Source organism: Vibrio aerogenes, from assembly GCF_024346755.1.
In the GTDB taxonomy this organism is placed as follows: Bacteria; Pseudomonadota; Gammaproteobacteria; order Enterobacterales; family Vibrionaceae; genus Vibrio; species Vibrio aerogenes.
In genome coordinates this window covers 317,921-343,352 of the sequence record NZ_AP024862.1, presented here as the reverse complement: position 1 = coordinate 343,352, position 25,432 = coordinate 317,921, and the positions used below count along the sequence as shown (strand labels likewise).

Here is a 25,432-nt window from a genome sequence, read left to right as displayed (position 1 = left end):
GGAGAAATTCAAATGAAAGGCGATATTGGTGTAATTGGTCTTGCTGTTATGGGGCAAAACCTGATTCTTAACATGAACGACCACGGTTTTAAGGTCGTTGCACATAACCGGACAACCGCAAAAGTAGATGAATTTCTCGCAGGGCCGGCCAAAGGAACAAATATTATCGGCGCTTACTCGCTTGAAGATCTGGTCAGCAAACTGGAAACACCAAGAAAAGTCATGCTGATGGTTCGTGCCGGTGCTGTGGTCGATGCTTTCATCGAACAGCTGGTCCCATTACTCGATCAGGGAGATATTATCATCGATGGCGGGAATACAAATTATCCGGATACCAACCGCCGGGTCGCAGCCCTGAAAGAAAAAGGCATTCACTTTATTGGCACCGGCGTTTCCGGCGGTGAAGAAGGTGCACGCTTCGGACCATCAATTATGCCGGGTGGCTCTCCGGAAGCATGGCAGGCGGTGAAACCCATTTTTCAGGCGATTTCCGCAAAAACAGAAACCAATGAACCTTGCTGTGACTGGGTCGGTAAAGATGGTGCCGGTCACTTTGTAAAAATGGTACATAATGGTATCGAATATGGAGACATGCAGCTGATCTCTGAAGCCTACCAGTTTATGAAAGACGGACTGGGCATGACAGCGGATGAAATGCAACAAGTCTTCTCTGACTGGAATAAAACAGAGCTGGACAGCTACCTTGTTGAAATCACAGCCGATATTCTTGGTTACAAAGACGAAGATGGCGCACCACTCGTTGATAAAATACTCGATACTGCCGGACAAAAAGGTACCGGCAAATGGACGGGTATTAATGCACTGGATCTCGGTATCCCGCTGACACTCATCTCTGAATCTGTCTTCTCCCGTTGTCTGTCTGCATTGAAAGATCAACGGGTTGAAGCAGAAAAAAGTTTTGCTAAAACCATCGCACCAGTTGCAGGCGATAAACAAGAGTGGATTGAATCATTGCGTCAGGCCTTACTGGCATCCAAAATTATCTCTTATGCGCAAGGGTTTATGCTGATGCGTGAAGCCTCAGAAGAGAATCACTGGGATCTGAATTACGGCAATGTGGCACTGATGTGGCGTGGCGGTTGTATCATCCGTTCAGCATTCCTGAGTAATATCCGTGATGCTTTTGAGAACAATCCTCAGCTGGCTTTTCTTGGCTCAGATGATTACTTCAAAAACATTCTGGATAATTGTCTGGCTGCATGGCGAAAAGTTGCCGCTAAATCTCTGGAAACAGGAATTCCGATGCCATGTACCACATCAGCACTGACTTTCCTTGACGGTTATACGACAGCACGCCTGCCAGCGAACCTGCTTCAGGCCCAGCGCGATTACTTTGGTGCTCATACTTATGAGCGAATTGATCGTCCCCGTGGTGAATTCTTCCATACCAACTGGACAGGGACCGGCGGTGATACTGCATCGACGACCTACGATGTTTAGACCGGTATAACAGATCGTCACTTAGCCTGTATAATAAGTGGTCGACTTTTATACAATCTATGGGTATAATTCTCCCCAACACGAATGCCGCTGACTCAGCGGCATTTATTTTGTTGGTATTAATATTGCAGAATTTGTCGGTATTAATATGACTAATACCATTCTAAGTCATTTTCTGATCTGGACATATCTGGTTCCGCAAACCGCTCAAGCCATCCATGGGCGCTTACACAAGGGCATCCATGCCCTTGTAAGTTTGCTCCACCAGACACATCCAGATGATCAGTTTATTTTCCAGATTGGTATAAACAGTACTGATAAAACCTGAAAATGGAGGCACTTTGATGTTCAATCAATTTTATAACTTAGTTCCTTCGGCGTTTGAAAATAGCTTCAATCCTCAGGACAAGGACAATGAGGCAGAAAGACAACGTCTGGTGCAGGAAGCGCAGAAAGCCGCAATGGATGAGACTCAGACAGAAAACGTTGAAATGAGAAAATGCGCATAAGCCCTGCCACACTGCCTTCACACGTGATGGACTTCGTGTAAGGCATCGGCAGCATGCGCTTCAGCAACATCACCGGTCAACGTATATTGCCACAGGCTCACCGTAATCAGGCGGTTAAACTTAAATCCGATCTCTTTCATTTCCCCGATTTTGCGAAAACCCAGCGTTTCATGTAATCCGACACTCCGCTCGTTAGGCAAGGCCACCACACCCATAATATGACGGACCGGCGTTTTTTCCAGCCGTTCTATTAATGCAAGGTATAAATGCTTGCCGGTTCCTTTGCCTCTCACATCGCGTGAAACATAAACAGAGGATTCAACCGTAAAACGGTATGCACTCCGGTCATGCCAGGGAGAAACATAAGCATAGCCAATAACCACACCATCAGACTCAGCAACCAGCCATGGCAATCCAGCCTTCGCTACTTTTGCGATCCGCTGCCGCATGGTGTCTGCTGAAATGCATGCTTCTTCAAAACTAATTGTGGTATTTTCTACATAATAATTGTAAATACTGACAAATTCCCCGGCATCCTCCGGGCGGGCTTCTCTAATCTTCATCATTATCCTTAACACTTAACAATTCATGAGCTCCGGATGAGTAATATACCCTCAGGCTCAGTTCAGCTCAATTCCCCCCCTGATTCGATCGCTGTCGGATATTCACATCAGCACACAGAATAATGCTGAATGTGATTCATCAATCATAAAACCAGTGTTATCCGCTTCAGGATTCGAAACAAGTCACATCTTCACCGATTTGCATTTGATTCAGCTACATTGCTGAGTATTTTATTAGCTGAATCGATTCAGTTTATAAAATTAAAATAACAGATGAAGGATTAAACGAATGAAATTGAAAACGCTTGTCTCTGCCCTGCTGATTGCCGCTCCGTATTTTGTCAATGCGGCACAATTTACCCTGACTGATGCAGCAACCAATACAGATGTCGGAAACTGGAAAATTACCAATTCAAACTTAGGAATTAATGCGCCATTTTCTGTTGAGAAAATTCAGCTACATGGTGGTAAACAAACTGGTGTCGATACACTGGTGATTAATAATGGTGAACTGGAAATCACCCTGATCCCAACCCGTGGCATGGGTATTTTCAATGTCAAAAGACATGGAAAAAGAATTTTAGGCTGGGATTCCCCGGTCAAAGAAATCGTCAATCCGGCGTTTATTGATCTTGAAAGCCGTAACGGACTTGGCTGGCTGGATGGCTTTAATGAAATGATGGTCCGCTGTGGTTACGAGTGGACTGGTCATCCGGGTGTGGATGAGAATGGTCAGTTACTCAGCCTGCATGGCCGGGCGCAAAATACACCCGCTTCAACCGTTGTCGTCACCATCGATGAGCAACCCCCTTATACGATCACAGTTGAAGGAGAAATTTCAGAGAGAACCTTCAAAAAAGCTGAGCTGGTGACGCATACCTCTTTTTCCGTGACACCGGGCAGTAATCAGTTTGCAATCCATGACACGCTGACAAACAAAGCCGATTACGATGACGAATATCAAATTATTTATCACTCCAATTTTGGTCATCCGATTCTGGAAAAAGGTGCAAAAGTCACTGCGGCAGCAAAAGAGATTTCACCGTTTAATAACTATGCGAAAAAAGGCCTGAAGACATGGCAAACTTACCTTGGTCCAACCAAAGGTTATGATGAGATGGTCTTCAACCTGAAACCAATCGGCGATAAAGATGGCAATACGCTGGCGGTATTACATAACAAAGCATCAGATACCGGCGTTGCGGTCGGCTATAACATCAAACAATTGCCCGTGTTAACCCTGTGGAAAAATACAGACACCCGTCAGCAGGGGTATGTCACCGGAATTGAACCGGGAACAAGCTATGCTTATAACACAAAATATCAGCGTCCCCTCGGACTGGTTCCAACCATCAAAGCAGGTGAATCCAAGCACTTTGATGTGACTTATACGGTGCTGAGAACATCGAAAGAAGTCAAAAAAGCACTTCATCAGGTGGCCGAAATTCAGGGTCATAAAAAAGTGAAGCAAGTCAGCAAGCCACTGGTTGATCTGACGAAAGTTCACTAATCACCAGCGCACTCAGATTCAGGGAGGTGATGCCTCCCTGATTTTATTATTCTGACGGGACACAGCATGTCCCGCAACCCAGCAGAACAAGAATCCGACAGTTGTTCACTTTACCGGTTGCATCCACCCAAGAATTGAATTACCTTCTCATTTAGACGTCTAAACCGCCAGACACTGACTGAACAATCTGTATTCACACCGATGATATACAGACCCTGGTAACAAATCCGGACGTTAAATTCAGACTTAACTCCTGCTCACTGTAAATATATGAGGTCTTTACACATGTCAGCACATCCCATTACGATACTTGACGGCGGAATGAGCCGGGAATTAGAACGGTTAGGCGCGCCTTTCCGCCAGCCTGAATGGTCGGCACTCGCCCTGATCGAAACACCGGAAATTGTACAACAGGCACATGAACAGTTTATTCTGAGTGGTTCCCGGGTGATTACAACCAACAGCTACGCTGTTGTCCCTTTCCATATTGGTGAAGAACGTTTTCAGCAACAGGGATTGGGTCTTGCCAGATGTGCAGGAAAAATGGCACGTCAGGCAGTGACTCAATCCGGCACGAATACACAGGTTGCGGGTTCAATTCCTCCGCTGTTCGGCTCTTACAGACCCGACTTGTACCAACCTGAACAGGTTGATGAGATTGCTGAACCATTAATCCGCGGCATGGCACCTTACGTTGATTTCTGGTTACTGGAAACCCAAAGCCTCATCGCAGAGTCTGTTGCCGTGATTTCTGCTATTCAGCGATTCAGTCCGCAGCCAAAACCTGTTTGGGTCGCCTTCACTCTGGAAGACTCAGAACCGACTGAATACCCGGTATTGCGCTCAGGAGAAAGTGTCACTGCGGCAACAGAAGCCATGATTGAACAGAATGTCAGCGCCATTTTATTCAATTGCTGTCAGCCTGAAGTGATTGAAGAAGCTCTGGCGGTCACCCATCAGACATTAGCCAAACACGATGCGACACATATTCAGACCGGTGCTTACGCCAATGCTTTCGCCCCACAGACGAAAGATGCCACAGCGAACGATGGACTGGACGAAGTCAGAGCCGATTTAACCCCAGTCACCTATCTGGAATGGGCAGAAAAGTGGTGTCAGCAGGGAGCCACCCTGATTGGGGGGTGTTGTGGTATCGGCACACAGCATATTGCGGAACTCCATAAAAAATTAAAATAGTTAAAAAATAAGAACACCACTTCATGAATAACAATCATAAAATCGGACTAACGGCGCTCACGGCGTTAGTCTTCAGTTCTATGGTAGGCGCGGGTATTTTCAGCCTGCCACAGAACATGGCTGAAGTTGCAGGTGTCGATGCAATTATCCTTGGCTGGGTAATTACCGGAACAGGCATTTTACTGCTGGCCGGATGTTTTTTGCATTTGTCCCGGTTGGTGCCTGAACTGGATGGCGGCATTTATACCTATGCCAGAGCAGGCTTTGGTGACACACCCGGATTTCTGTCAGCCTGGGGATACTGGCTGTGTGCCACAATTGGCGTCGTCAGTTATCTTGTCGTGGCCTTTGCTGCGATCGGGTCTCTGACAGATACGCAGAACTTTGTCCTGTTTGGCGACGGGAACACTTTGCCGGCATTTGCCGGAGAATCCATGATCTTATGGATCGTTCATTTTCTGATTTTACGTGGCGTAAAACAGGCTGCATTGATTAATTTACTGGCAACACTGGCAAAGAGTCTGCCATTAATCATATTTATTGGCTGTGCCTGGTGGTATTTCGATCCGGCAAAATTTACATTCGATCAGACCGGACAAGCCCTGAATACGCCATTTATTGATCAGGTGAAAAATACCATGCTGATTACACTCTGGGTATTTACCGGCGTTGAAGGGGCAATCATTCTGTCTGAAAGGGCAAAAAACCGGCATGACATCGGTAAAGCCACATGCCTGGGTGTGATATTTGCCTTAATTTTGTATATTGCCATCAGTCTGCTGTCTTTAGGGGTGATGAACCGGGCTGAAGTGGCTTCACTACCCAATCCCTCCATGTCAGGCATCATGGCGTTCATGACCGGCGTGGGCGGAAAAATTCTTATCAGTATCGGACTGATTATCTCGGTACTGGCTTCTTACCTGAGCTGGATTATCTACTCGGCTGAAGTTCCCTGTACCGCAGCCGAATACGGTGCATTCCCCAAACGCTTCAGTAAAAAAAATGAAAATGGTACATCACCGGCAGCATTAATGATGACAAGCTTAACCGTTCAGATTTGCTTATTCATGGTCATGTTCACCGGCAAGGGATATAACACTCTGGTTCTGATTTCAACATCAATGATACTGGTCCCTTATTTTTTGGTTGCTGCTTTTCTAGTCAAGCTATCATTCCGGATAAAAACCAGCCTTTCGGTGAAGAGCATCGGTACCGGGGCCTGCCTGTATGGCTTATGGTTGATCTATGCTGCCGGTCTGGATACGTTACTCCTGTCCGCTATCTTGTATGTTCCTGGCCTGATTTTGTTTTTTTACACCCAAAAGAGCCAGCATCCTGAAACGGTAAAGACCTGAATACAACGCCAAAGCCAACGACATGCTTTCCCTGTGCTATTCTGATGATGTATACGTCCGGAACGCTGCAAGCTGGCGACAAAATTCACCTGCGGGTATTGAGTATCAGTTATGAATTTCATCAACCCTATTTTATTACTCATATCGATTCTGTCCGCCAGCATGACTGTGTTTGCCAGAGATCCTCCCCAAATCACCCTCGATATTGCCTGCAGCATGTATTATCCGTATGTATATCAGCAGGATGAACAGATAAAAGGCAAGTTTTACGAGATTGCTGAATTAGTTGCAAATCAGGCCAATATCCCTTTCAGATACAGGCTATTACCCTGGGCAAGAGTATTTAATTATGGGCTGACTAAAGAGAACTTCTTAGTCGGCTGTCTGGGAAGAACACTAAAACGGGAACAACTTTTCTATTGGATTGGCCCGCTGACATCCAGAGTCGACGTCCATTTTTATCAACATGCCTCAAGTGACGCCAAAATCCGGATTCTGAGTGATTTAAAGGCTTATAAAATTGCGGTGCAGAGACAATCATTTTATGAAGACTTTCTGATCGCTATGAACTTTCCGCCGGAAAGCATCCAGGCCGTCACCAGTCAGGAACAGCTCTTTCTTTTGTTGGTTGAAAAACGGGTCGATTTCTTTTTGATCGATGATATTACCTTTGCCAACATGCCTGCCCGACTTCATATTTCACCTGATTTATTTAAGAAGTCTCTGTTTGCCTTTTCTATGCAAGAGTATCTGGCATTAAGTAAGAAAACATCAAAAACGATCTATGAACGACTGTCGGCAGCCTACAAAGAGCTTGAAAGTAATGGACAGCTCAGACACCTGATCAGCCATCCTGAATAGCAATACATTGATAAAATAACACTGCATTGAATATCTCTGACCATGAAAAATGAAATCCAAAACAATCTGAACTGAGACCTGTGCGGCAAAAGCAGGTCTCTGACAGGATGATTCAGAGATGCAAAACCGAAAATCCTTGAATTGTTTTGACATGGTTACTTATCCGACTACTATACTCAAAAGGATTGGAGTTGCAGCAAGCTCCATGCAATGAAACGTATTCATGTCATAGCATACGGCCATCATATGGACCGCAATGCCGGAAACGATACCAGAGTATTTGCAAAGTCACGCAATCGCACGACAAATAAACTGCGATGCTTAATCACTCCAAGGAGTAGAAATATGTCAGGAAGTCAGGAGCTGCAGGCGACGTTCCAGTCTCATATGGAAAATCCGCTGATTTGGCCCATTCTTGAAATCTTGAAGCATGAGCCATCAGGATGGAAAGTCCATGTCCTTTCAGCCCGGCTCAATGAGCTTGGGTATATTTCGGAATTAGACCCTTCGCCGGAAAAAGATGTGTTCAAAAGAAATTTTCTGATCATGAACGCGCTCTATCAGTTACAGGAAATGCTCTACCCTGAAAAATGGCTGCAGGTTGAAGCAATGAATATAGAATTAAGCCATGTTCAGAGCCATGTTGCCCACTTCATCGATCAATCCGATCCCCTTCGCAGTTACTATACTCAGTGGTCGAACTATGAAGCGAGTGAAGGAGAAGTGAAACGACTGTTAAATGACTTCTGGACACATTACAAGAAGCATATGGGCTTCGACAACGTCGCAAATATGGACAGAGCCAGAGCACTGAAATTATTCAAATTGCCTATCGATGCATCGGACTCTGATATCAGAAAAACCTGGCGCAGGCTCGCATTGCGCTGGCACCCTGACAGGCAGGGTGGAGATGCCGATAAATTCCGGATTCTCTGTGAAGCCTGGCATACTTTACGTTAATTTCCATAGCATACGTTAATTTGCATAGCGTACATTAATTTGCATAGCGTACATTAATTTGCATAGCGTACTTTAATTGTCATATGACACGCTAACTGGCATACATCACGTTCATTCAATCATGCCCTTCAATTCGTACTCCCCAGCCTGAGAGAATCCGGCCGGGGTTTTCATTTCTTTCTCTTTATCATCACATCAACCGGGCCACCGGCTAATTCGGACTATGACAGCCGGACAGCACCTGTTTTTGTTTTATCAGCTTCTTCTCAAATTCATGAGATGGCATCGGCCGTCCATAAAGGAAGCCCTGACAAAAAGAACAGCCTTCACTGATTGCAAACTGTTCCTGCGCTGGCGTTTCAATCCCTTCTGCAATCACCTGCAAATCCAGTTTCCCTGCAATCTGAATAATCGATCTGACGATTTCCCGGTCTTTGTCGTTATGCTCAATGGAATGAATAAAACTTTTATCTATTTTAATACAGTCAAACGGATACTTTTTCAGATAGCTGAAGGAAGCATAGCCGGTTCCAAAATCATCCAGAGAAAGGGTAATCCCTAAAGCGTGTAAACGCTCTAAAACCTCACGGGCCATCACTTCATCAGTAATGAGGGCACTTTCGGTCACTTCAATTTCGAGGAACCTTGCCGGAAGGTGGAACTCTTTTAAGTATTTTTTTACCTGCTCAACTAACCGGATATCACAAAGCTGCTTTGCAGAAATGTTCACCGCGATCTTAAACACGGGTGCATCATGCCGCCACTGACTCGCCTTCCGGATTGCTGCATGTAATACGAAGCTGCCGATTTCAAAAATTAATCCATTTTTTTCTGCCAGATGAATCAGTGTTTCATTGGAAATATCACCCAGCACAGGATGCTGCCAGCGCAATAACGCCTCTGCACCTTGCCATTGATAAGTATCCGGACAAACTTTGGGCTGAAAATACAGCAACATGTTTTCGTTTTTAACCGCGTTATAAAGAAAGTTTTCCAGCTGATGGATGCGCAATGGTGACTTCGCCAGTAGCTCTGATGAATAAGTCCAGTGGTCACCCGACTCTTTACAGGACAGCATCGCCGAAAAAGCGTCTTCAACTAATGCCACAGACGTTTGCCCTTCCGAAGCGGTTGAAACGCCGGCAAAGCTCCTCAGTGGAAAAGAATGTTTCTGCACCTGTATCTCCGTCTGGCTTTGTTCAGCAAGTGCATGACATATTGTTTCTAAATCAGATATCAGCTGGTCAGATTCAACAATCAATACCAGATCGGTTGAATTTGGCCGGCCCGTGGTGATCCGGAACTGGCTGTCGATCAACGCAATTTGCTTTCTGTACTGCTTGAGCACCTCATCCCATGCCTGATATCCGAACTGGCTTTGTAATAAATATGCATTTTTGAATCCGATATAAATCACGCCGAATTCTTGTTGATTCACCGATAAAAGGTTCCTCAGTTTCATATCCAGTGAGAAGCGGTTTAAAAAACCGGTTCCGGAATCATAATGTTTATGATAGCGAAGCTGCTGCTCGACAACTTTACGGCGATCGATTTCTTTACATAAAAAGTCTGTCAGGTTCTTAAAGTCCAGATTCTGGTACTGTTCTACGTGCTGATTCAAATGATGGATTTCGGCCTGTTGGTAGATACTGGCCAGATGAGATTCTATCGTATGGTGGTAATTGTTCAGTAGTAAGGACTCATTTTCTGTCAGTGTTTTATGCTGATCGTCCACAACCACGAGTACGCCAAATAACTGTCTTGTCGGCCAGAACAAAGGAAACGCCCCGGCCATGCTCACGGTTGAAACCGGTTCACTGACTAAATGCGTTGTGCCTTCATTATCATTGCCTTCATCCGACTTCTGGCCGCCAGAATCCGGAAACCACAGTGACTGATGCGATTTCATGACAATGTGTACAAAAGGAATCACAGATTCAGAAGTCATCTGAGCGCATCTGTCCTGACTGACATACCGGCACAGTTCTTCTGCTTGATCATTATTTCTGCAAACATAAATGGCAGCAGAACTTAATTGAAGGAAATCTGTTGTTAAATGCACAATGTTGCGCCAGCTATCCAGAAAAGTTTCCGGCACAACCAGTCCATCAACGTTAATACTCAGCATCTTGTGAATATCCAAACTATGCCGTTTTTAATTTTTACGAATACCATTGAAGACAACCGGAATCAATATTCATCACCATCATCACACTAATTTAACAAAAATAAGGCTAAATACATATATGAGACAATAGAAATATTAATATCATTCACTCCGTAAATCCTGCATAAGATACTCAACTTGTACAGTAATGCTAACGTCTGTTTTTTGACTGAATCATCATAAAATTAAATGAATAAAAAGACTGTTTTCACAGCCTTTTTATGACTCACTGTCCCATGACGATTAACGACTTTCCAATTAACCACTCCAGCTCTTTTTCCGCATCTTCTCCCAGGTTGTCTTTAATTTGGGAATAAACGCAATCCAAACCTTTCCTGGAAAATTCAGCCGAGCCTTCGGTAGAAATAATATGATGAAAAATAAGCCGTAATACTGCAATAAACTGAGGTTGTTTTAAGGCTTTGATCCAGCTTTCACGAAACGACTGAATACCACTGTCCAAATCAAGATAAGAGATTAAAAGCTGATATATTTTACTATCTAATGCAGCCACAAAGTCAATCTTGCGGGGAAAATGGTGACTAATTCCTGTGCGTGAAATACCTGTCTGTTCACTTAACGTTGTATATGACATTTTGTCGTATCCCAAATTTAAAATCTGGTCGACAACTACATCCAAAATAGTCTGGATAGTAATTTCTGTCTCTTCTTTGCTACGCTTTGGCATAGTTCTGCTCTCTCGAAAAAAATATAAGGCTATCTCCATCAAACCCTGAGAAGATATTTCTGCCGTGTAAAAATAATATTGCCCCAGAGAACCCGGTATCAAAAACACACTATTCCGGAAATTCCCTGAATTTCAGTTCATCGGTATACTTTCGGTGACCACCGCAATTCATTACAGATAAACGAAATACTTGTCTTTATTTTTACCTCATGTTCTCAAATCCCGGAGGGTGTACAATTAACTCGTACCAAATCTGCTACATTCCTATCAATGCAACTGATGATTTCGTGAACAAAATCACATTCAGTTATTTTATATATAACCCGAAAGAGTCATCTGTTTTTTATATATGCTCAATTAGCCTCAAGAAATTTCGCAGCAAATTTAACAACAAGCAGACAGTTCTGAGACACATTTGATATTTTTCCGGGTTGCGGGGAATAAAATAAATCCAAATCATTCTCTTCAGTTTCAAGTATAATGAGCCTGAAATAGTCGTTATTTTAGAGGATATCTTATGAGCACAAATGACCCGGTTGAAAATGATGTTTGCGAAGCATGCGGAACCTTCGGAGAAATCGGTTATATCATCAAGGAAGGGGACAATGTTGCCGATGTAAAAATCATGGGTGGCACCAATGAAGCGTTACAGTCTGAACTGGATAAATATATCGAACTTGCGAAACAGGTTTGTGCCAATGTTAAGTATGAAGCTGATCCCATCAATGAAGAGACGCAGGAACTTACGGCCCGGTTTGAATTTGAAGTCAGCGCTGAAAAAATAATTTTTGAACTGAAGTCCCGCTCCCTGATAAAAGAGTAATGACTTTTCCGTGGCCTGACGATACGTCAATGCACGTACTGACGGGCCACGGAGTGATCTGTGCAACACGTTGCCTCTTTATCTTTCCTTCCATTGATATTGAAAGCCAGAATCGCTTCCGCCATACTAAAACTCACACATTTTCAGTATAAGAATACAAGCGTGCGTAAAATTATCACCTTTCTTTTCGGATGTCTCTTGTTGATACATTTACCGCTATCAGCAGCTTTGCTTGACCATTATCACCTGCTGAATTATCTGGATAACTACGGCAACCTCGATTTAACCGATAAACCATATACCCAGTTACCGGAAGGCCTGACGGTAAAACGGGATCTCAATATCTCGCGGACAGACATTAAATCATTGCCGCGGGGACTCGACGTACAAGGAAGCCTTGTCGCCACAAATTGTGCTCTGGAAAATGTTCCCAGAGGGACAAAAATTAAGGGTTCGGCTAATTTTCTGGGCGCCCGGATAAAAAACTGGCCAGCTGGTATCCGGGTTGGCGGCTATCTTAATTTCACCGATACATCTCTGAATAAATTACCGGCAAGACTTCGGGTAAAAGGTGATTTAAGTGTGGTCAGAACACCGTTAAAAGAGCTTCCGGACGGGCTGATTGTTGATGGGGATTTGCACATTGGTGGTTCTGGTATCAGAGCTTTTCCAGATAAGCTCACCGTCAAAGGCAACATTTTTCTTGGCGGGAATGTCATCAAAAAATGGCCGGAAAAACTCACTCTGGGCGGTGTTGTTGTCAGGTAGTCAAGCTTACCCGACAACTGATGGCGATCATGTGATGATCATCTTGTCCAAGCAACAAGTGATGCGCGTAGCTCTGTTATTCAGGCACGTTCTTTACCGGATTGGCATAGCTTGACAATAAATACTCATGTGCACCTTCCGGTAACATGGACAGCTTCTGTCTGAGCGTCTGGCGGGTATCATCAGTGATTTCGGCACTTTCTTCCTTTCCCGCCGCCAGAAGATTCACAGGAAACAGCTTATAGTTACGGTGAATTTGCCGGTCAATTTCATTTGCAAGGGCTTCAGGCGATTCAAACTCCTGCTCAATCACATCGCCAAAGGCAACATGTATATGCCCTTTATCACCGACAATCCCCTGAATAATGCTTTCAATGTCTTCAAACTCGCCCTTTTCATATGCGCCCTGAGTCGCTTTTTCATACAACTCTTTTGCTTTAGCAATATCACATGGGTCATTTTCATATGAAATTGACACAGGGACCAATCTGAGTGACTGAATATAAGTCGCAAAATCCGTTTTTTGCCGCCGTCCTTCGACATGAAACATTTTTAAAAGTGCTGGATCGGTTAAGTCATTCCCGTCTTTCGCCCGACCTTCCCGCTGAGCAATCCAGACTGAATTTCCGGTATCCAGAGAATCTTTGATATAGGCAGATAATGTACCCAGTGCCTTCATCATTTCTCTGGGGCCTTTTGCAGACCTTTTTACAATAAAGCTTTTGTTTAACTTCATCAGCTCAGTAGCACATGGCTTACGTAACAAATTATCGCCAATTGCAATGCGCACCGTCTGGTGACCGTGCGTATACAGGCCATAATTGACCAGCGCCGGATCCATCGCAATATCACGATGATTGGAGACAAACAAATAGGACTGATTTTTATCAAGTTTATCCAGTCCGGAATAGGTCACGCCCCGGGAAGTGCTTTTCAGGGTTTGCTCGAGATATTTCTTCACCTCAAGCTGGATCGCTTCGACAGAATTCAGTTTTGCCCATTTCACTCTCAGATAAATTTTAACCAGAGGAGAAAATAAAGCTTTTACCCATCCACTATGCCGGTCGAACCGATGCTCTACAATAGCGTGGATAAATTCATCATCCTGAATTAATCGATCAATCGCTGCCGGTATTTCGGCATCAGTATACGGGCGAATTTCCGCATACGGGTCTGTTTCAGATGTCATAACTTCATTTCTTTGAAAAAAAACTGGCCCATTCTACGCGGAGTTCAGTTTATCCGCAGCTTTTCTTCAGTATGTCATAATCTGGTCAGACCAGATGCATAACATAGCCAGAGGCTGTTTGGCTTTTTCACTGAAAGACGTTAACCTTACGCGCTTCTGCAACAGAGAGATTCAATATGCATTACGCTATACAAAGTGAGTGTTTTCAGGAAGATTTCCTCATCTTCACCGCCAGAAAAAAATCGTTGAAACACCAGTTTTTTCTCATCGAAGAAGGAATGATGTTACTCAGGCTCGGGAAGTCTGAGTATATCGTCGCAGCCGGTCAGGCAATCTGGATTCCCTTTCGTTGTCTGAATGCGTTGACATTCCTGCCGGGAACCCGTGGTGTTCATGTTGAATTTTCAGCCCGTCTGGCAGACATATTCCCGTCACAGGCAGGCTATGTTTCACCTTCTGGTTTGTGTTTATCTTTGCTTCAGCGCCTGAAAAACGCTACACGGAAGGAAGCAGTCTTTGTACATTTGACTGCCGTTCTGAAAGATGAAATGCAACAATTCAGCCCGTCCCTGCCAGCTGCTCAGACAAAGCAGGTGCTGCACTGGCAAGCGCAGAAGAGCGCGGGAGAAAATAGGCTGTCAGCAGAAGTGCACACAGCCCTGCTCGTCAGAGAAGCACAGAAGATGAAGCTATCCGGCAGCAATTCTGTCCAAATTGCAGACACACTGTTTCAGGGACAACTGACACAATATCAACAGATGCGTCAGTTGATTCTTGGGGAAAACAGCCAGTCCGGACACGAATAGCCGCGAGACAAAGATAGCTGTCAGAAACTGATATCCACATCTGTTTCCGGAGTACAGCAGCAGGCCAGGACGATACCCTGCGCCACCGCATCTTCATCAAGCGCCGGAGAGCTTTCCTGTCTGACTTTGCCTTGGGTCACTTTCACCCGGCAGGCACCACACAAACCGGCACGGCAGCTGTATGGTATCGAAATATCCTGATTTTCAGCCTGTTCCAGAAGCGTTTGCTGGTTGTTACCCGTGATTTGATGATCATTCATACGAATGATTAAATCCTGATATGGCGCGTCAACTGTCACAGAAGCGGCTGTAAATAATTCCTGATGACAGGCATCTTCAGGAACGCCCGCTTCGGCGAGAAGTCCTCTGGCCTGATCAATAAATCCTTCAGGACCACAAATATAAACTTCTCTGGCATCCAGTGCCGGAACCTGCTTCATATGTGCCGAAGACAGCCGTCCTTTCAACCCAAACCAGTCCACCGGCGGTTGCGTCAGCGAGAAAATTACACGTAATCCGGAATGCGCCTGCCGCAATGACTGCAATTCATCGCGACAGGGAATATCTTCCACACTGCGGCACTGGTGATAGAACACCACATCATCAAGTTGATTGTGATCAGCCAGCCAGCGAACCATAGATAACATCGGTGTCACACCACTTCCGGCTGACAACAAGAGCAAAGGCTTGTCAGATAATTCAGGGAGATGAAAAACACCGTCCGGCTGTTTTGCCAGTAAAACATGTTCGGGATGAAAATGATCAATCAGCCAGTTTGATACCGTACCGCCCTGTACCCGCTTTACTGAAAGTGCAACCGAATCAGGTCTGGATGGCGAAGAAGAGAGGGTATAACAACGCGATACCGGCCCGCCATCGATTTGAAGTTCAACGGACATGTACTGTCCGGGCAAATAACCGGCAACAGCGCCCTGTTTTGCCGACAGCCAGAAAGTCACAAAATCACGGGCAATCTCTTCCCGCGCAACACACTCGAGCACCACCTGTTCCTGCAGTTCGGGATAAACGGCCTTCTCCTGATATTCCAGAACTTCGATCGGATCGTCAGTCCGAATCATCCCTTCATTTTTGGCCACCAGATTCTGACCAAAACAAACTTCGCCTGATTCATTAGCCCTGAATTGTGATAACGTCCGCAGTGGCTCTTTGGTTGGCCTCGGTTTACCGGTCACGGGATCAACCGTCGTCATAATACAACGTTCACAAGGCTTCATGACTTCAAATTCAACGTCACCTATCCGGATGCGTTTCCAGCCATCTTCCGCAAATGGTTCTGTCCCGGATACCACCAGATTCGTCCGGAACTGAGACATCTGATGATGCTCCGTGCTTCGCTCATTCAACGCATCCAGCGATGCTTCACTAATCAACAACACCGGGTAACCATCGGCAAAACTGACTTCATGCCCAAGCTTCTCCCGGTAACGATGAGAAATATCACCGGTAAATAACACTTCGATGTGTTTACCGATAATACGACTGAACCAGTCATTCGCTTCATCGGTGGTTGTGTAGGCAGTAAACGTATCTTTCCAGACAGTACTATCAACTGCCTGCATTTTGAAATCCTGATATCTGAGGTGTAAAGCGGGCATTCCTTCTGCACTGAAACGCAATCCATCAGCCACAATGACACTGGATATCTGCAATATCTGTGGAAACGATCTCGCTGTGATCATTTGCCCGTCAGGCAATGCCAGCATCAACCTTCGGTCAAAAGCAAGCCCCTGTTTTTCGACCCAGCTCTGAGATATTGAGATACCTCCGGTTGACTTCACCGGATAAACATTGATTTGACTGACTTTCGCTGACGACATTTTCTTTCCTTTTTTGGGTTGTTACTTTCTCATCATTACATTCCGGTGATCCGGATAAAATTATACCTGAACAGCCAAAGGAGGCATGATTCCGGCTATTGGCCGGTACGGGTAACCATACCGGCAATTAATGGGTGAAATCCATTACTTTTTCTTCTATTATCCTGTCGCCCGGCCTGTGGAACTTTCAACAAAAGTACGCAGTTTATTTCTTACAACTTATACATGGTGGAATCTTCTATGACAGCTTTAACAATTACCCGGCCTGACGACTGGCACGTGCATCTCCGCGATGGCGGGGTTTTAAAAGATACAGTCCGGGATATCAGCCGTTATAACGGACGCGCGCTGATCATGCCGAATACGATTCCGCCCATTACCACGACCCAACTGGCAGCCGAATACCATCAGCGCATCATGAGTGCCGGACCAGCAGCATCATTTAAACCTCTGATGTCTCTCTATCTGACGGATAATACAACACCGGATGAAATCAGAGCGGCCAAAGCATCTGGCCTGATTGTCGCGGCAAAACTCTATCCAGCCGGGGCCACAACAAACTCTGACTCCGGTGTCACTTCTGTCAAAAACATCTATCCGGTCTTAGAAACCATGCAGGAAACTGGCATGCTACTGCTTGTCCATGGGGAAGTCACAACAAATGAGATTGATATCTTTGACCGGGAAAAGACGTTTTTAAAAGAGGTTCTGGCGCCTGTCGTGCAGGATTTTCCGGGCCTGAAAATTGTTCTGGAGCATATTACGACCACCGAGGCAGCGGCATTTGTCCATCAGGCAGGTAGCCATGTTGCCGCCACCATTACAGCGCATCACCTGTTATATAACCGGAACCACATGCTGGTTGGCGGGATTAAGCCGCACTTTTATTGTCTGCCGATCCTCAAGCGTAATTCACACCAGCAAGCTCTGATTCAGGCTGCAACCTCCGGCAGTCCGAAGTTCTTCCTCGGAACAGACTCAGCGCCACATGCAAAGCATAAGAAAGAAACGGCCTGTGGCTGTGCTGGCTCTTATACAGCACATGCGGCGGTTGAATTATATGCAGAAGTCTTTGAACAGGCCGGACACCTTGATCGTCTGGAAGGATTTGCAAGCCACTTCGGGCCGGATTTCTACGGACTTCCGAGAAATACAGAGACCATTACATTAGTGAAAGAAAGCTGGATAGTTCCGGAAGCCATGCCGTTTGGTGATGAAACTGTGGTACCTATCCGCGGTGGCGAGCCTGTTCTCTGGAAAGTGAAGTCATACCATTCTGAGTAATTTTCTGATCTGGATATATCTGGCTCCGCAAACCGCTCAAGCCCTCCATGGGCGCTTAAACAGGTGCCAGACCACAACCAGTACCATGCCGAGTACCAGCCCGGTAATACTGTGAACAATCAGTCCGGCTATTGTCTGGAGGCTTCCGCTTTCAGGCAGCCAGCCCGTCATATGATCAAGGAGATGATGTGCAAAAGACCACTGATGAATCACTAAATTCCCTCCCACTAAAAACATCGCGGCCGTCCCGACAACAGTCAGTAGTTTCATCAATTTTGGCGCGGTGTGGACTAATACTTTTCCGGTATTTTTGAGTAACCGGCTGCGCCCTGCATGACGTTCCAGATAAAAACCCAGATCATCAAGCTTTACAATTGCAGCCACAATACCGTAAACACCGGCTGTCATCAGAATTGCAACAAAACTCATCACCAGTATCTGATTGAGCGCACTCTGCTCCTGAACCGTCCCCAGTGCTATCACAATGATTTCAGCAGAAAGAATAAAATCTGTCCTGATCGCACCGGCAACCTTTCGCTGTTCATACTCTTCAACAGAAAGTCCAGCGACCTCACGACTCGCTTCATCCTCATCCGGATCTGATGCATGCAACCACTTCTCAGCCAGCTTCTCTGCGCCTTCAAAGCACAAATATAAGCCGCCGATCAAAAGTAAAGGCATCATCATCCACGGCGCAAAAAGACTCAACAACCAGGCCAGTGGTACCAGAATCATTTTATTTCTCAGCGAACCTTTTGCCACAGCCCAAACGACCGGGATTTCACGTTCTGCTGCAACACCAGATACCTGCTGTGCATTTACAGCCAGATCGTCACCCAAAACGCCGGCTGTTTTTCTGGCAGCCACTTTAGACATCACGGCAATATCATCTAAAGTTGTGGCTATATCATCCAGTAATGTCAGTAAACTCAGACCCGCCATCTTTCACCCTTTGCTGTATCCGGACCCTGAATTTACCACGATTATTCTCCCGTGAGAACATGACATAAGACTGGTTTACATACAGTTTTTCGCAAAAATGATCCGAAGAGATATTCTGGACACGGATATACAGACTGATAAATCATTCAATAACAAGTCATTATAAATCAACAGGATATGATTACAATTTGCGAACAGGCTATTCAGCTATTACGCTTATATGTAGGTGTGATGAATGATATTAATCGCCTGTTTAGCAAACCGGCATGGTCCATCTCCATGGCGCCTGTTATTTGCTGCAAAAATGTACTCAAAAGGTCAACAGACCCTATAAATTCTGATAATAAAACAAGTGGTGATTGTATCCACCAGATGACGGGTTCTTCCGGATGGTCTGAGTGGACGAACACACGTATTTTCCAATCTGATAACGTCAAAAACGTTCAAAGGACTAACATGATTTCACCTTATCACTTAATGCAGGTGCCCGGTCACAGGCCAGAGAAAACCACAGAAGGGACAAGACATGATGAAACCGGGGAAACGAACTACCAAACTGATGTCGTTAAACGTATCATGCATCTGGAAAATAATTTCATCATCTCCAGATATGGTGTTCTGTCCTGCGATCCGGAACGCTATCCGTTGTACTATCTGAAAAATAAGAACTGGCATGATAAACATCCGGTGATTTTACTCACTGGTGGTGTTCACGGACAGGATTGCAGCAGCATTTCAGGGCTCCTCCGGTTTCTGGAAACTGAAGCCTCATCATATACAAAATACTTCAACTTATTATGTGTGCCCTGTGTCAGCCCCAGAAGCTATGAAAGCTCAAATATTCAGGATCCACACACATACGACCCAGACTGTCATTTTTATTCAGCCAGCCCTTGTGAAGAGTCATCTCATCTGATTCGGCTGATTGCCGCCTATTCATCGAAAGTCATTGCTCACTTCGACCTTCAGGAAACCACACCTGAGCCAGATGATTCTGCACAGCAGACACATCATATCCGGTCAACCCGCAGAGCATTCAGCCTGGTGACCGATACAGAAAACCCTCAATATCCATTTCAGAAGGCGATCATGTCGGCCGCTGAGCAGGTTTTAAAAACTGAGTTTGGGGAAGATGGTGATATGAAAGGCGGCGTCAGTCATATCGCAATGAAAGCACTCAGACGATGTAACGGATTAACAAACTGCTACTTCCGGACGACGACCAGAGTCTGTCCGGATGAACTGACCCGTGAGCAATGCGATGATGTGCAGGTGGCCGCCATTACCGGAGGTTTAACTTTCATCCTGAATCACAGGCAGTAATCTGTATTTATACTGTTCAGGCGTGATCCCTGCATATTTTTTAAACATGCTGATAAAAGGGCTCGCCTGACGGTATCCCAGCGTCAGCGCAACCTGTTTAACCGAACGACCATTTCTGAGTAATTCCATAGAGTAAAGATACCGAACGCGCAAACGCCACTCCGTAAAGCTCATTCCCAACTCAGTCTGACAATATCGGGCCAGTGTTCTTTCCGTTGTATGTACCCGCTGAGCCCACTCTTTCAGGCTGGTATTATCCGCCGGATATACCTCGACATACGCAAGTACCGGCGCCAGATATTTATGCTGGGAAACGGGGATAAAATGCTGCTCTACTTCCTGTGCGGATAGTTGATCCAGCAGCACCTGTATCAGGCGCTGATCTTTTTCTGTCTCAGGAATACCAATCTGACGCAGCCGGAAGTCTTCAATAATAGCCGTAATGATTGGCGTCACACTGATCAGGCTGGTCTTTGCCGGAAAAGCCTCTGTTAAAGACATATCAATGTTCAGGGAACAGTATTCTATCGGCCTGCGATTGTAACTACGGTGTGTCGTCCCTGCTGGCACCCAGATAGCCAGGTGAGGCGGCGCCAGAAAACGGGTGCCTTCTGCCTCCATTTCCAGAATTCCGCCAGAGATAAGCTGTACCTGTCCCCACGGATGGCTGTGAACTCTTGTTTCTGTGTTTGAAACAAACGCTTCAAAATTCATAAAGACATCAGAAGGCGCTTGCTGAATATCCAGCCGGGGATGTAAATGCCATGTGGTCTTTTTCGGACGTTGATGACGGTTATTCGTCGACATCGATAATTTGCCAGGTATGCGTCATTTCAACCCAGTGACCCAGCATCAAACAGACTGAGCAATACTTTTGTAACGAGTCAGAAGTCACCTGAGCAACGACGGTAGGATCAAGAGCAATCCCTTTGACTTCAAAATGAATATTAATTTGTGTAAAAACCCGTGGCGCAGTTTCACGACGTTCAGTTGTCAGTTTTGCACGACACCCCAAAACCTGCTGATCAGCACTTTTTAAGCCATCGACAACATCAACCGAGCTACAACCACCCGCAGCCATCAATACGACCTCCATCGGACTCGGTGCAGACTCTCCCTGATTACCATCCATAACCACACTATGGCCGGAACCGGATTGGCCCAGAAACTTCAACCCTTCAATCCATGTGACTTCAGCTTGCATACATTCGAACTCTTCATTATCCGGAAAAATGAGCTCATCCTACAGGGTAGCGGTCCATTTAACAATATTAACGCCCATAAAGAAAACCCCACCAAACTTACGTCTGGCGGGGTTCCTGACCTTGTGCGCAGCAATCCGGCTACTAACAATGCTCCCTGCATCTATTCCATGACAATCCGCTAAATCCTTTAGCACATTCCATTTCATCGCCTTCCTGGCGGTGTCCGTTATCCTGTCTTCCTGACAGAAAAAACTATCCATGTTTCTCAAAAGCCTTCCTGGCTGACTACTCGTCCTGAATAGTCTTGTCTTCTTCCTGAAGCGCATCAATCCCTGAGTGCTTGTTCAACATCCTGCTGACAACTTAAGATTAAGATAATATGTCCGCCCGGAAAACCCGGAAGATCATTTAACAACTTCACCGTGATATTGCCTAATTATTTATTTTTATTTAATTTCAATAATTTAATCAAAAACAATAGCGAAAAGTCATATCGAAAAGCAGCCATGTCCTACAATGGCTGTGAGATATCTCTTACAGGAAACGTCGACATTTTACGATACGCTCATCCCCTGCAACCACGACAGACAGAAATATACCCCCGTAAATAAATATGGTCAGAAGGGTTCATCTGAACGTCAAACTACAATAGTATTTATTTATGTATAAGTAATTGACTCAAGTGACTTCAAGAAGCAGGATTCACAGAAACAAGATATGGCTGAAATGACGGACAAGAAAAGGAAAACCTGAATGATATCAAAATGGGCACATCGATTTTATCAAATGGCAGAATTAGTCGCTTCCTGGAGTAAAGACCCGTCGACACAAGTGGGTGCTGTCATTACTAAACAGAACCGTATCGTCTCCGTTGGCTTCAACGGTTACCCACATGGTATCTCCGACAGTGTCGATATTGATGATCGTGAAATGAAATATCTGAAAACATTGCATGCCGAAGAAAATGCAATTTTATTTGCAAAACGGGATCTCGACGGATGTGATATCTATGTCACTCACTTTCCCTGCCCGAACTGTGCCGCAAAAATTATTCAGACAGGCATCTCTGCTGTCTTCTGCCCGGAGCAGACAGAAGATTTCCTATCTCGTTGGGGAGATAAAATTCAGGTCAGCCAGGATATGTTTCTGCAGGCAGGTATCAAAGTTCACTGGCTCCCACTGCTGGAATTACAACATCAAAAACTTCGGGATGATTAACACGGATTATATTTCCCCACCCGATGAGTAAACCTGTAATTCATTAAATACCTTGAGTAGTTGCTCAGACTTATAAGGTTTGGGCAGATAAGCATCCATGCCGGCTTCGTAGCATTTCTCAATATCTTCGTCTAAAACACTTGCCGTCAATGCAATGATGGGAATACGTGCCAGCTGATTATCAATTTCCCAGCTGCGAATTTTTTTCGTCGCTGTTAATCCATCCATGACCGGCATCATGCAATCCATCAAAATAGCGCTGTACTGACCTCCCTGAGTAATGACATCCAACGCTTCCTGACCATTATTCACAACCGTATATTCGTACTCTGCTTTATCCAGGAAAAAGCTGGCAATCTTCTGATTCATTAAATTATCTTCAACAACCAGAATCCGGATTCCGGCCCGCGATGACTGACCATGTAACGCATGATTATCATTCAAATCAGACATCACCACTAATGCATCCCGGATCGCCGCTTCAAAACGCATACCAAGGAACGGCAGCGTAATATTCATATCCGCCAGATTAATCAGTTCCCGGCTCATAAACAGATGATGCTGACAGGTCATAATTCTGGATTCAGGGAAAATCAGTCTCAGCTCGGTAATCTCACGATTTGCGCTCCGGGTTAAGCAGGGGCAGTACAAAACAAAATCTGGTTTTCGAAGTACCTGTTTATCAACATCCTGTATCGATTCCACAGTGACTAAACGAATCCCCATTCTGGAACTATCCTGCTGAATATTCTGGGTATAAATTGATTTATTCGAAATCAGCAAAGCATCAATATCAAAATTGATCTCGTTAGCAGACGACTGACGCGGTAATTCAACCGGTAAAGAAAAAGCAAAACAGCTTCCTTTCCCCTTGATCGATTCGACATCCAGAGAGCCATTCATCAAGTCAAGTAATTGTTTACAGATAGGCAGCCCAAGTCCCGTGCCTCCGTATCGCCGGGTAATGCTGTCATCTTCCTGCCGGAACAGTTCAAAAATCGTTGGCAATTTTTGTGCATCGATACCAATCCCGGTATCCTCCACCCGGAAGACCAGCCGGGAACACGCCTCATCAAATGATACATAGGTGGTAATGTAACCTTCCTGTGTAAACTTAGTCGCATTGGACAGCAGATTGGTCAGAATCTGTTTGAGTCTGAATTCATCCGTCATGACATAATCCGGCAGGTGACTGTCGAGTTTAATTTGCAATTCATTAAACTGTGCCACTGCATTAGATTTCATCAGGTTGACCGTATCATATACCAGCTCTTTTAAATTAAATGTATGGCTGGAAATGGTTAAACGCCCGGACTCGATTTTTGATAAATCAAGAATATCATTAATCAAAATTAACAGCGTCTGAGAAGATGTTTCAATGTCTGCGATAATATCCCGCTGACCCGGCTTAAGGCCGTTCATCGTCAGGATTTCAGTCAGTCCGACAATTCCATTCAACGGCGTGCGGATTTCATGCGACATATTCGCCAGAAAAACACTTTTAGCACGATTGGCTGCAATTGCTTCTTCTTTTGCCTGAATCAAACAAGCTTCATGCTCAGAAAGTTGCTGGATGATTTCATTTAAATTTAGGATAAAGCGGGAAAACTCATCGTTTCCGTCAACAGCAATCGGCTCAATATTTTTGCTCTTCTTATCATTTAAACGATTCATCGTTTGCAGAATCAGATTCAGTTTGGAAGAAATCCGGTAGGAGGTGCTGACACTAATCCAAATGAGGCCACACAAAATAAAAAATATTGAGATAAACGTCATCAGGATAGAACGTTTATCTTCTTTCACATATTGATTAATCGATTTAGATAATGTGGCAGAAAAACCGGCAAACAGCTGATAAATTGCGTTCTGCTGACTTTCAAGATCATTGATATACTGCTCAAGAAATTCAGGTTCAATCTGACCCCGCATGATTTTATCCCGCAACATACCCGAACGTTGAAATTCTTTTTTCGACAACAGTTTCGTAATTTGTTCCAGCTGCATCCCCGTTGCACCAAAATTCACAAAGTTATCCAGATAACTTTGCTGCCGGGCAATCGCTTCAAAATATTCCTGTCGCAGTGAGACATCAATTTTCCGGTGCTGACGAATGTCCTGCATCAACCATGCTTCACGCTCAACCCAGTATAAAAACCAGCTCAGGTAATCAAATACAGCTGAAAGCTGGTAAGTTTTCGGGGAAACCTGAGAATCCAGCTGTTTTTGTAACGCAGCCAGAATTTCATACATTAAATCAAATCCCCACATGGATTGCGCACTCAGATCCTCACCATGCACCTGATTCAGTTGCTGGATCAGATGAGCCAGTTCATTGAGGTTGGCAATAACGACATGTTTATCGACCGAAGAAAATAAATCTCCCTGATAAGGTTGCAATTCATGAATCAGATTTCGGGTTAAAACCGTGAAATTATCCTGTTGCTCCTCAGTAATTAATTCCGACTGATTCCGCAAAGTAAACAGCCGGTAAAATTCAGTTGAAAGCGCAGAAACCTGTTCCAACGCAGACACTTTTAAAGTAATGTCAGCGTAACCATTTAAACGGGCCCGGGTTTGCTCTGCCCAGTAATATGCACCCCAGCAAATAATAACGGTTGGTATAATGCACAGAATAATAAGTCGAAATTTTATAGACAAATTTTTGAACATCGACATTATCAATAACTTTCCTACTTGATACTTTTTCATGATATCCTACTGTTAAAACTATAGTCGATATTGCATATGATCACTGATTAATACAT

The 25,432-nt window shown here is 44.9% G+C and carries 22 protein-coding genes; 13 read left to right on the top strand and 9 right to left on the bottom strand.

What is annotated here, in order from left to right; all coding sequences use genetic code 11:
- The first annotated feature begins 12 nt into the window (after window positions 1–12).
- Both gnd and OCV29_RS19220 read left to right on the top strand, forming a co-directional pair.
- On the top strand, window positions 13–1,461 hold the full coding sequence (gnd, locus tag OCV29_RS19225; RefSeq protein ID WP_073604979.1) for a decarboxylating NADP(+)-dependent phosphogluconate dehydrogenase: 1,449 nt from the start codon (window positions 13–15) through the stop codon (window positions 1,459–1,461).
- Between the two features lie 344 nt (window positions 1,462–1,805).
- Entirely contained in the window at window positions 1,806–1,970 is a 165-nt protein-coding gene (locus OCV29_RS19220) for a hypothetical protein (protein ID WP_175561580.1), read from the top strand.
- A 17-nt stretch (window positions 1,971–1,987) separates the two neighbouring features.
- On the opposite strand, the gene OCV29_RS19215 is transcribed toward OCV29_RS19220, so the two are convergent.
- Window positions 1,988–2,536 (bottom strand): GNAT family N-acetyltransferase, encoded by a 549-nt coding sequence (locus OCV29_RS19215; RefSeq protein ID WP_073604980.1) that lies wholly within the window; start codon window positions 2,534–2,536, stop codon window positions 1,988–1,990.
- 286 nt (window positions 2,537–2,822) lie between these two features.
- Here OCV29_RS19215 and OCV29_RS19210 point away from each other — a divergent pair, with 286 nt between their 5' ends.
- The 5 genes from OCV29_RS19210 to OCV29_RS19190 all read left to right on the top strand — a co-directional run bounded on the left by OCV29_RS19210 (window position 2,823) and on the right by OCV29_RS19190 (window position 8,416).
- Entirely contained in the window at window positions 2,823–4,043 is a 1,221-nt protein-coding gene (locus OCV29_RS19210) for an aldose 1-epimerase family protein (protein WP_073604981.1), read from the top strand.
- 285 nt (window positions 4,044–4,328) lie between these two features.
- Window positions 4,329–5,240: a homocysteine S-methyltransferase family protein gene (locus OCV29_RS19205; RefSeq protein WP_139281650.1), complete on the top strand. Its 912-nt coding sequence runs from the start codon at window positions 4,329–4,331 to the stop codon at window positions 5,238–5,240.
- Window positions 5,241–5,263: 23 nt separating this feature from the next.
- Window positions 5,264–6,595: a basic amino acid/polyamine antiporter gene (locus tag OCV29_RS19200; protein WP_073604982.1), complete on the top strand. Its 1,332-nt coding sequence runs from the start codon at window positions 5,264–5,266 to the stop codon at window positions 6,593–6,595.
- A 111-nt stretch (window positions 6,596–6,706) separates the two neighbouring features.
- On the top strand, window positions 6,707–7,456 hold the full coding sequence (locus OCV29_RS19195) for a substrate-binding periplasmic protein (protein WP_073604983.1): 750 nt from the start codon (window positions 6,707–6,709) through the stop codon (window positions 7,454–7,456).
- A gap of 345 nt (window positions 7,457–7,801) precedes the next feature.
- Complete coding sequence (locus tag OCV29_RS19190) at window positions 7,802–8,416, top strand: DNA-J related domain-containing protein (protein WP_073604984.1); 615 nt, start codon at window positions 7,802–7,804, stop codon at window positions 8,414–8,416.
- A 211-nt stretch (window positions 8,417–8,627) separates the two neighbouring features.
- Here the strand turns inward: OCV29_RS19190 and OCV29_RS19185 are convergent, their stop codons facing one another.
- Complete coding sequence (locus OCV29_RS19185; RefSeq protein WP_073604985.1) at window positions 8,628–10,544, bottom strand: putative bifunctional diguanylate cyclase/phosphodiesterase; 1,917 nt, start codon at window positions 10,542–10,544, stop codon at window positions 8,628–8,630.
- 265 nt (window positions 10,545–10,809) lie between these two features.
- Complete coding sequence (locus tag OCV29_RS19180) at window positions 10,810–11,271, bottom strand: TetR/AcrR family transcriptional regulator (RefSeq protein ID WP_073605255.1); 462 nt, start codon at window positions 11,269–11,271, stop codon at window positions 10,810–10,812.
- A gap of 517 nt (window positions 11,272–11,788) precedes the next feature.
- Here OCV29_RS19180 and OCV29_RS19175 point away from each other — a divergent pair.
- Together OCV29_RS19175 and OCV29_RS19170 are read left to right on the top strand one after the other, a co-directional pair.
- The gene (locus tag OCV29_RS19175) at window positions 11,789–12,094 is read left to right on the top strand and encodes a DUF406 family protein (RefSeq protein WP_073604986.1); all 306 of its coding nucleotides are present in this window, start codon (window positions 11,789–11,791) and stop codon (window positions 12,092–12,094) included.
- Window positions 12,095–12,292: 198 nt separating this feature from the next.
- Complete coding sequence (locus tag OCV29_RS19170; RefSeq protein WP_245796942.1) at window positions 12,293–12,862, top strand: hypothetical protein; 570 nt, start codon at window positions 12,293–12,295, stop codon at window positions 12,860–12,862.
- A 76-nt stretch (window positions 12,863–12,938) separates the two neighbouring features.
- Here OCV29_RS19170 and OCV29_RS19165 read toward each other — a convergent pair whose 3' ends face one another.
- Window positions 12,939–14,051, bottom strand: coding sequence for a 1-acyl-sn-glycerol-3-phosphate acyltransferase (locus OCV29_RS19165; RefSeq protein ID WP_073604987.1), 1,113 nt, complete (start codon window positions 14,049–14,051; stop codon window positions 12,939–12,941).
- Between the two features lie 176 nt (window positions 14,052–14,227).
- Here OCV29_RS19165 and OCV29_RS19160 point away from each other — a divergent pair, with 176 nt between their 5' ends.
- On the top strand, window positions 14,228–14,857 hold the full coding sequence (locus tag OCV29_RS19160) for a cupin domain-containing protein (RefSeq protein ID WP_073604988.1): 630 nt from the start codon (window positions 14,228–14,230) through the stop codon (window positions 14,855–14,857).
- 20 nt (window positions 14,858–14,877) lie between these two features.
- On the opposite strand, the gene OCV29_RS19155 is transcribed toward OCV29_RS19160, so the two are convergent.
- Window positions 14,878–16,695, bottom strand: coding sequence for a hybrid-cluster NAD(P)-dependent oxidoreductase (locus OCV29_RS19155; protein WP_073604989.1), 1,818 nt, complete (start codon window positions 16,693–16,695; stop codon window positions 14,878–14,880).
- Between the two features lie 240 nt (window positions 16,696–16,935).
- Between OCV29_RS19155 and pyrC the strand changes: the two genes are divergently transcribed.
- On the top strand, window positions 16,936–17,979 hold the full coding sequence (gene pyrC, locus OCV29_RS19150) for a dihydroorotase (protein WP_073604990.1): 1,044 nt from the start codon (window positions 16,936–16,938) through the stop codon (window positions 17,977–17,979).
- A 36-nt stretch (window positions 17,980–18,015) separates the two neighbouring features.
- Here the strand turns inward: pyrC and OCV29_RS19145 are convergent, their stop codons facing one another.
- Entirely contained in the window at window positions 18,016–18,921 is a 906-nt protein-coding gene (locus tag OCV29_RS19145; RefSeq protein WP_073604991.1) for a DUF808 domain-containing protein, read from the bottom strand.
- 456 nt (window positions 18,922–19,377) lie between these two features.
- Between OCV29_RS19145 and OCV29_RS19140 the strand changes: the two genes are divergently transcribed.
- Window positions 19,378–20,244, top strand: coding sequence for a M14 family metallopeptidase (locus OCV29_RS19140; protein WP_073604992.1), 867 nt, complete (start codon window positions 19,378–19,380; stop codon window positions 20,242–20,244).
- On the opposite strand, the gene OCV29_RS19135 is transcribed toward OCV29_RS19140, so the two are convergent.
- Both OCV29_RS19135 and OCV29_RS19130 read right to left on the bottom strand, forming a co-directional pair.
- Window positions 20,215–21,051: an AraC family transcriptional regulator gene (locus OCV29_RS19135; RefSeq protein ID WP_073604993.1), complete on the bottom strand. Its 837-nt coding sequence runs from the start codon at window positions 21,049–21,051 to the stop codon at window positions 20,215–20,217. The genes OCV29_RS19140 and OCV29_RS19135 overlap by 30 nt on opposite strands.
- A complete protein-coding gene (locus OCV29_RS19130; protein WP_073604994.1) occupies window positions 21,038–21,448 on the bottom strand; it encodes an OsmC family protein in 411 nt (136 codons plus the stop codon). The genes OCV29_RS19135 and OCV29_RS19130 overlap by 14 nt, the downstream gene beginning before the upstream one ends.
- Before the next feature lie 754 nt (window positions 21,449–22,202).
- Here OCV29_RS19130 and OCV29_RS19125 point away from each other — a divergent pair.
- Window positions 22,203–22,667, top strand: a complete 465-nt coding sequence (locus OCV29_RS19125; RefSeq protein ID WP_073604996.1) for a dCMP deaminase family protein — start codon at window positions 22,203–22,205, stop codon at window positions 22,665–22,667.
- 6 nt (window positions 22,668–22,673) lie between these two features.
- On the opposite strand, the gene OCV29_RS19120 is transcribed toward OCV29_RS19125, so the two are convergent.
- Window positions 22,674–25,325: an ATP-binding protein gene (locus OCV29_RS19120; RefSeq protein ID WP_175561581.1), complete on the bottom strand. Its 2,652-nt coding sequence runs from the start codon at window positions 25,323–25,325 to the stop codon at window positions 22,674–22,676.
- Between the last annotated feature and the right edge of the window lie 107 nt (window positions 25,326–25,432).

Bases quoted from the DNA above. Each gene is read 5' to 3' on its own strand.
- OCV29_RS19205 (WP_139281650.1), top strand. From the start codon at position 4,329: ATGTCAGCACATCCCATTACGATACTTGACGGCGGAATGAGCCGGGAA.
- pyrC (WP_073604990.1), top strand. From the start codon at position 16,936: ATGACAGCTTTAACAATTACCCGGCCTGACGACTGGCACGTGCATCTC.
- gnd (WP_073604979.1), top strand. From the start codon at position 13: ATGAAAGGCGATATTGGTGTAATTGGTCTTGCTGTTATGGGGCAAAAC.
- OCV29_RS19215 (WP_073604980.1), bottom strand. From the start codon at position 2,536: ATGATGAAGATTAGAGAAGCCCGCCCGGAGGATGCCGGGGAATTTGTC.
- OCV29_RS19220 (WP_175561580.1), top strand. From the start codon at position 1,806: ATGTTCAATCAATTTTATAACTTAGTTCCTTCGGCGTTTGAAAATAGC.
- OCV29_RS19200 (WP_073604982.1), top strand. From the start codon at position 5,264: ATGAATAACAATCATAAAATCGGACTAACGGCGCTCACGGCGTTAGTC.
- OCV29_RS19185 (WP_073604985.1), bottom strand. From the start codon at position 10,544: ATGCTGAGTATTAACGTTGATGGACTGGTTGTGCCGGAAACTTTTCTG.
- OCV29_RS19140 (WP_073604992.1), top strand. From the start codon at position 19,378: ATGATTTCACCTTATCACTTAATGCAGGTGCCCGGTCACAGGCCAGAG.
- OCV29_RS19135 (WP_073604993.1), bottom strand. From the start codon at position 21,051: ATGTCGACGAATAACCGTCATCAACGTCCGAAAAAGACCACATGGCAT.
- OCV29_RS19155 (WP_073604989.1), bottom strand. From the start codon at position 16,695: ATGTCGTCAGCGAAAGTCAGTCAAATCAATGTTTATCCGGTGAAGTCA.
- OCV29_RS19195 (WP_073604983.1), top strand. From the start codon at position 6,707: ATGAATTTCATCAACCCTATTTTATTACTCATATCGATTCTGTCCGCC.
- OCV29_RS19125 (WP_073604996.1), top strand. From the start codon at position 22,203: ATGATATCAAAATGGGCACATCGATTTTATCAAATGGCAGAATTAGTC.
- OCV29_RS19190 (WP_073604984.1), top strand. From the start codon at position 7,802: ATGTCAGGAAGTCAGGAGCTGCAGGCGACGTTCCAGTCTCATATGGAA.
- OCV29_RS19145 (WP_073604991.1), bottom strand. From the start codon at position 18,921: ATGGCGGGTCTGAGTTTACTGACATTACTGGATGATATAGCCACAACT.
- OCV29_RS19180 (WP_073605255.1), bottom strand. From the start codon at position 11,271: ATGCCAAAGCGTAGCAAAGAAGAGACAGAAATTACTATCCAGACTATT.
- OCV29_RS19175 (WP_073604986.1), top strand. From the start codon at position 11,789: ATGAGCACAAATGACCCGGTTGAAAATGATGTTTGCGAAGCATGCGGA.
- OCV29_RS19210 (WP_073604981.1), top strand. From the start codon at position 2,823: ATGAAATTGAAAACGCTTGTCTCTGCCCTGCTGATTGCCGCTCCGTAT.
- OCV29_RS19160 (WP_073604988.1), top strand. From the start codon at position 14,228: ATGCATTACGCTATACAAAGTGAGTGTTTTCAGGAAGATTTCCTCATC.
- OCV29_RS19130 (WP_073604994.1), bottom strand. From the start codon at position 21,448: ATGCAAGCTGAAGTCACATGGATTGAAGGGTTGAAGTTTCTGGGCCAA.
- OCV29_RS19165 (WP_073604987.1), bottom strand. From the start codon at position 14,051: ATGACATCTGAAACAGACCCGTATGCGGAAATTCGCCCGTATACTGAT.